Genomic DNA, 5,936 nt, shown 5'->3' on the forward strand with positions numbered 1-5,936 from the left:
GCGCGCTTCAAGGTCTTCAATCGGTTGATCTGGCCTTCGGCTTGACCATTGCTCCACTCCATTTCGATCGCATTCCTGACCGCATCAATGTCTCTGTTCAAGGTTCGGGCGAACCGCACGACGGGCGCTAGGTCCGTTTCGATCGCATCGTCGATCCAGGCGGGCAGCGGGTCTGCTTTTCGACCACGCAAGATGCCATTGAAACGCATGGCGAGGCGCCGCATTGTTGTGAAGGCTGGCGAGCCTTCCTTGAGAACTTCGACTTTTCTCGCTTGTTCCAAGGTGAATTTTCCTCTTGGTTTGATGCAGAGTGCGGCCGCGATAACCGGGGAAATCGCATGCCCCGTTTCCGGGTCCCGGACCGGTGCAAGGATCTGATCTTCCTTGGTGGGTCCCTCTTGTTCCTGTTTTTCGGCTCTGCGCCATCCGGCCAAGAGCCGCTGCAAGTTTGACAGGCTGCCATCGTAACCACGTTCTTGGATCAAGGGTAGCAATGCATTGCCGCTGCGAATACCGTTCTCCCAGCATTGCTTCAGGTACTCTTCAAAATACCACGCGGAGGAGCGCTTGAGGACGGCGCGCTTTCGGTCAGGTGGCGTCTCGAACTGCAGCCATTTCGCGACGCTACGCCTGGGAAACCCCGTTCGCCGCCCGATCTCGCTGCACGTCAGCCCTTGCTGCCGAAGTGCCGAAATGGTCCTGAAAATCTCTTCTCTGGACTTGCGATGGGCAAGACGTGATTTCAGAAGGTTCTGAGCTGTGCTGATGTTGTCTGCATCGGAGAGCAAGGCCCTGCCAGTTGCACGACCGTGCAGGTTCATTTGCTCCTCAATTGCCATGCGAAGGTTCTGCACGATATGAAACCTGTCGGCGACCTGTTCCGCCTGCGGCGCTCCTTATCGGGCGGCTTGGGCGTAGAGACCGCAGCGATCCCGGCTTATGACTTCCACCTCAGGATGACGCCTTAGCCAGTCGGTGCATGTGACGACATCACGATCTTCGAGAACATCGATGACGGCGCGACGCTCGAGGTCGATGATGATCGTCCCGTAGTTCTGCGACTTTCGCCAACTCCAATCATCGATCCCGATGATCCGTGCGCGTGGTGGAACAACTTGAGCTGCGCGTAGCAACTGTCGAAGAATAGTATCGTCACTGACCCGGATACCCAGTCGCCGCAAGAGCCGTTCAGCTGGGGTGCCGCCAGCGGCGTGCGCCATATGGCCTAAGAGTTGCGCCTGTCGAGACGTCCGGCGCGCATAAGGGGTCGCCACCGCCGCATCGCGATCGGAAAACGTGCGGCGGCGGCAATCCGAGTTCAAACATCGCCATCGACAAACTCTGAGCTCGATCCAAACCGCTTGGCCCTGAGCAGGAAAATCCTCGATCCGCCGGCGCCGACAACCATGTCGTTGTCTTGAGGACGTCCCGCACTCTGGGCAGATGCCATTCGGAGCCAGTCTGCCTGATACGACCCATGCACCCGTCGCAGAATGGCGGACCTCACCAACCTCCACGCTGGCGGTTGGAGCCCAATGCTTCTTCGATACCACGGCCTTATCCTTTCAATCTGTGAAGCTCGGTCAGACCGTGACACACAAATTGAGGATGACCGATTTAAGGGCAAAGCGTCACCAACAGAACCGATTGAGGTGACTAAAGTAGAATCTTTGATGTAAGTCTTGACCTTCCCATGGCTGGAAGCCTCATCTTCATTCAGATCAGCGATTCCAACGACAGGACACCCCATGAGCACGACCGCCTCTTCCCCCGCGCCGCACAGCCTCTCCATACAGGGTATGACCTGTGCCTCTTGTGTGGGCCGGGTCGAACGCGCCCTGAAACGGGTTCCCGGCGTGGCCGAGGCCAATGTGAATCTGGCCACCGAACGGGCCGAGATCCGGCTGGCCGCGCCGGTCAGCCGCGCCGATCTGGTGAAAGCCATCGAGGATGCGGGCTATGATGTCCCTGCTGAGCGGCAGGAACTGTCGATCGAAGGGATGAGCTGCGCGTCCTGCGTGGGCCGGGTCGAACGGGCGCTGGCCGCTGTGCCGGGGGTCGCGGAGGCCACGGTCAACCTTGCCACCGAACGCGCCACCGTCACCGGCACCGCCGATATCGCCGCCCTGCTTGCCGCGATCGAGGGCGCGGGATACACCGCCCGCCAGCGCCAGGCCACCAGCGATGACAGCGCCGCGGAACGGCGCGAGGCCGAGGCCGAGGCGCTGCGCCGCGATGTCATCATCGCAGGCGCGCTGACGCTGCCGGTTTTCGTGCTGGAAATGGGCTCACATGTGATCCCGCCGCTGCATCATCTGATCATGCACAGTATCGGGATGCAGGCCAACTGGCTGATCCAGTTCGTGCTGGTGACGCTGGTCATGGCCTTTCCGGGCATCCGCTTCTACGCCCACGGTTTCCCGGCGCTCGCGCGGGGGGCACCGGACATGAACAGTCTGGTCGCGGTCGGTACGATGGCGGCTTATCTTTATTCGCTGGTCGCCACCTTCGCGCCATCGCTGCTGCCCGAAGGCACCGTCAATGTCTATTACGAGGCTGCGGCGGTGATTGTCACACTGATTCTGCTGGGCCGCTATCTGGAGGCCCGCGCCAAGGGCCGCACGTCTGAGGCCATCAAACGTTTGGTGGGTTTGCAAGCCAAGACCGCACGCATCCGGCGGGGGGGCCAGGTTGTGGAAATCGCGGTGGATCAGGTCGCACCCGATGATGTCATCGAGGTTCGGCCGGGCGAGCGTATCCCCGTCGATGGCGAGGTGGTCGAGGGCGCGAGCTATATCGACGAATCCATGATCACCGGCGAACCGATCCCGGTAGAAAAGGCCGCAGGCGCCACCGTCGTCGGCGGCACCGTGAACCAGACCGGGGCGTTTGCCTTCCGCGCCACGGCTGTCGGTGGGGATACGATGCTGGCGCAGATCATCCGCATGGTCGAAGAGGCCCAAGGCAGCAAACTGCCGATTCAGGCGCTGGTTGACAAGGTGACGATGTGGTTCGTCCCGGCGGTGATCGCCGTGGCGGTGGTCACTTTCGGCATCTGGCTGGGTTTCGGCCCCGCCCCGGCGCTGACCTTCGCGCTGGTCAATGCGGTGGCGGTGCTGATCATCGCCTGCCCCTGCGCAATGGGGCTGGCCACGCCGACCTCAATCATGGTGGGCACCGGGCGGGGTGCCGAAATGGGGGTGCTGTTTCGCAAGGGCGAGGCGCTGCAACTGCTGAAAGAGGCCCGCGTGGTCGCGGTGGACAAGACCGGCACGCTGACCGAGGGCAAGCCGCATCTGACCGATCTGGATCTGGCCCCCGGTTTTGAACGCGCCGATGTGCTGGCCCGCGTCGCGGCGGTTGAGGCAAAATCCGAACACCCCATCGCCCGCGCCATCACCGCCGCGGCCGAGGCCGAGGGGCTGGCGCTGCCCGAAGTCACCGGCTTTGACAGCCTGACCGGCTTTGGCGTTGCCGCGCAAGCTGGCGGCGTGACGGTCGAGATCGGCGCGGATCGCTATATGGCGCAGCTGGGCCATGATACCGGCACTTTTGCGGCCAGTGCCGCGCGTCTGGCCGATGAGGGCAAGACACCGCTTTATGCCGCCATCGGTGGCCAGCTTGCGGCCATCATCGCAGTGGCCGACCCGATCAAGGACACCACCCCCGCCGCCATCCGCGCGCTGCATGATCTGGGCGTGACGGTCGCCATGATCACCGGCGACAATGCCCGCACCGCGCAGGCCATCGCCCGCCAGCTTGGCATCGACGCAGTGGTGGCCGAGGTGCTGCCCGAGGGCAAGGTTGCCGCCGTGCGCGAGTTGAAGGCCAGGCATGGGCGGCTGGCCTTTGTCGGCGATGGCATCAATGACGCGCCTGCGCTGGCCGAGGCCGATGTGGGCATCGCCATCGGCACCGGCACCGATGTCGCCATCGAGGCGGCGCAGGTGGTGCTGATGTCGGGCTCGCTCAAGGGGGTGCCGAATGCCATCGCCCTGTCGCAGGCCACGCTGCGCAACATCAAACAAAACCTGTTCTGGGCCTTTGCCTATAACACCGCACTGATCCCGGTGGCGACGGGGATCCTCTGGCCGGCCTTCGGGATCCTGCTGTCACCGATTTTCGCGGCGGGCGCGATGGCGCTCTCTTCGGTCTGCGTGCTGAGCAACGCGCTGCGCCTGCGCCGCTGGCGCGCACCGATGCAGGATGTGGCGGGGTCATCGACCCCGCCCACGCCCGCTTTGGCCCCCGCGCTGGCACGAACCGCATGATCTGACACCATCAGGAGGACATCGACATGAATATCGGCGAAGCAGCGCGGGCCACAGGCGTTTCTGCCAAGATGATCCGATACTACGAAGATACCGGCCTGATCCCGCAAGCGCTGCGCACCGGCTCGGGCTACCGGGTTTACCGCGATCAGGATATCCATATGCTGCGCTTCATCCGCCGCGCCCGCGATCTTGGCTTCGGCGTCAGCGTGATAGGTGAATTACTTGGCCTCTGGCGCGACCGCTCGCGCCAGAGCGCCGATGTCAAACGTTTGGCGCTTGCTCATGTCACCGATCTGAAACAGAAGATCCGCGAGCTTGAGGACATGGTCGCGACGCTGGAAACGCTGGCCGAGTGTTGCCGTGGCAATGATCGCCCTGACTGCCCCATTCTGAAGGAACTGGAAGCACCAGACCCGGCCCGCATCGAGATTGTGAAACGCCCCGGCGCGATCAGCACCAAGGCGCACCGCCAACACCAGTGATCTGCCCGGCGCGGCCCCTTGTGACGCCATACACGAAGCGGGCACATCGGCGGTCGGGTATGTCAGCAGTCTGCAGAAAAGTCTGCAACTTTTCCTGAAACTGCTCGCGGCTTGCCGTCGCGCACCATGTAGCCCGCATCAGGATCGGTGCGGCTGAGCTTGGTGGGCTTCACTTCGGGCGAGCGTTCCCTGGGCGGCAGCGGCGGCTTGCCCCGGGCCGCGCGATCGAGATCATCCCAGTAGGCCGCGCGGGGCTTCGCGATCAGGCTAGTGTCATACTTGCCCTTGTTGGCCGAGGCTTCAGATGCGTGCTGCAGGTCATAAAGCACCTCGCCCCCCACCAGACCCGCGCGCAGCGCTTACTCCACGATCCGGTCGAAAATCTGCTGTGCCACTTCAGTGCCGTCGAAGCGGTGGCGGCGGTTCTGGCTGAAGGTGGAGGCATCAAACACCCGGTCCGTCAGCCACAGCCCGAGGAACCACCGATACGCGACATTGACTTCAATTTCCCGCATCAACTGCCGCTCGGAGCGGATGCCGAACAGATAGCCGATGAACAGCGCCTTGAAGAGCATCTCGGGCGGGTTCGGAGGGCGACCGTTATCGGGACAGTAAAGCGCTTCGGTCAGATCAGGGATGAAGCGGAAATCAATCGCCGCCTCAACCTTGCGCAACAAATGATCGGAAGGGATCAGACTTTCGCACGTCACCATCTCAAGCTCGGTCTGAACGGGGCTGGGTTTCTTCAACATGACCCATTGAATCAAAAGTCCCCGCCAGAAGCGAGGACTTTGTCAGCAGTCTGAAGCGGCCACATCGGTCGCCGCTTCTATAGGTTTCAAGTCTCGATCAGACAGCCCGAGCCCGCGAAATTCAGGCAAGAAGTTCAGGCTCGTAGCCCGCAGCGCGGATCGCATTGGCGGCGCTTTCAGGATCGCCAGCCACAGTGACCTCGCGCGCACCGATATCGATGCCGATCGCTGTGCCCGGCATGAGCTGCTCGAAGGCCTTGCGGATCGAACCGGCGCAATGGTTGCAGCTCATCTCAGCGACCTTGAAACGCGCGCCGGCCACGGCTTCCTGAATATTCGCGTCGTCATGATTGTGTTCACCGCACATGGTGAGTCTCCTTTTGTTTCTGACCATTGCACTCTCGGCCTTCCAGCGATGGTAAGGTCAA

5 protein-coding genes and 1 pseudogene are annotated in these 5,936 nt (G+C 62.4%); 2 read left to right on the plus strand and 4 right to left on the minus strand.

From position 1 onward, the window contains the following. Together BG457_RS20680 and BG457_RS20685 are read right to left on the minus strand one after the other, a co-directional pair. A partial coding sequence (locus BG457_RS20680) for a transposase (protein WP_139257568.1) occupies positions 1 to 839 on the minus strand: 839 nt, incomplete at its 3' end. Positions 840 to 896: 57 nt separating this feature from the next. Then, positions 897 to 1,553, minus strand: coding sequence for a transposase family protein (locus BG457_RS20685; protein WP_084657489.1), 657 nt, complete (start codon positions 1,551 to 1,553; stop codon positions 897 to 899). A 195-nt stretch (positions 1,554 to 1,748) separates the two neighbouring features. Between BG457_RS20685 and BG457_RS05950 the strand changes: the two genes are divergently transcribed. Next, a complete protein-coding gene (locus BG457_RS05950) occupies positions 1,749 to 4,271 on the plus strand; it encodes a heavy metal translocating P-type ATPase (protein WP_071796124.1) in 2,523 nt (840 codons plus the stop codon). Positions 4,272 to 4,297: 26 nt separating this feature from the next. Continuing rightward, a complete protein-coding gene (cueR, locus tag BG457_RS05955; RefSeq protein WP_071796125.1) occupies positions 4,298 to 4,756 on the plus strand; it encodes a Cu(I)-responsive transcriptional regulator in 459 nt (152 codons plus the stop codon). 104 nt (positions 4,757 to 4,860) lie between these two features. Here the strand turns inward: cueR and BG457_RS20485 are convergent. Next, positions 4,861 to 5,508: pseudogene (locus BG457_RS20485) on the minus strand (transposase); the annotation flags it as partial. Between the two features lie 121 nt (positions 5,509 to 5,629). Continuing rightward, positions 5,630 to 5,875 (minus strand): heavy-metal-associated domain-containing protein, encoded by a 246-nt coding sequence (locus BG457_RS05970; protein WP_175546733.1) that lies wholly within the window; start codon positions 5,873 to 5,875, stop codon positions 5,630 to 5,632. Between the last annotated feature and the right edge of the window lie 61 nt (positions 5,876 to 5,936).

Origin of the sequence: Natronohydrobacter thiooxidans (genome assembly GCF_001884735.1) — a bacterium.
Taxonomy (GTDB): Bacteria; Pseudomonadota; Alphaproteobacteria; order Rhodobacterales; family Rhodobacteraceae; genus Roseinatronobacter; species Roseinatronobacter thiooxidans_A.

Bases quoted from the DNA above. Each gene is read 5' to 3' on its own strand.
- cueR (WP_071796125.1), top strand. From the start codon at position 4,298: ATGAATATCGGCGAAGCAGCGCGGGCCACAGGCGTTTCTGCCAAGATG.
- BG457_RS05950 (WP_071796124.1), top strand. From the start codon at position 1,749: ATGAGCACGACCGCCTCTTCCCCCGCGCCGCACAGCCTCTCCATACAG.
- BG457_RS05970 (WP_175546733.1), bottom strand. From the start codon at position 5,875: ATGTGCGGTGAACACAATCATGACGACGCGAATATTCAGGAAGCCGTG.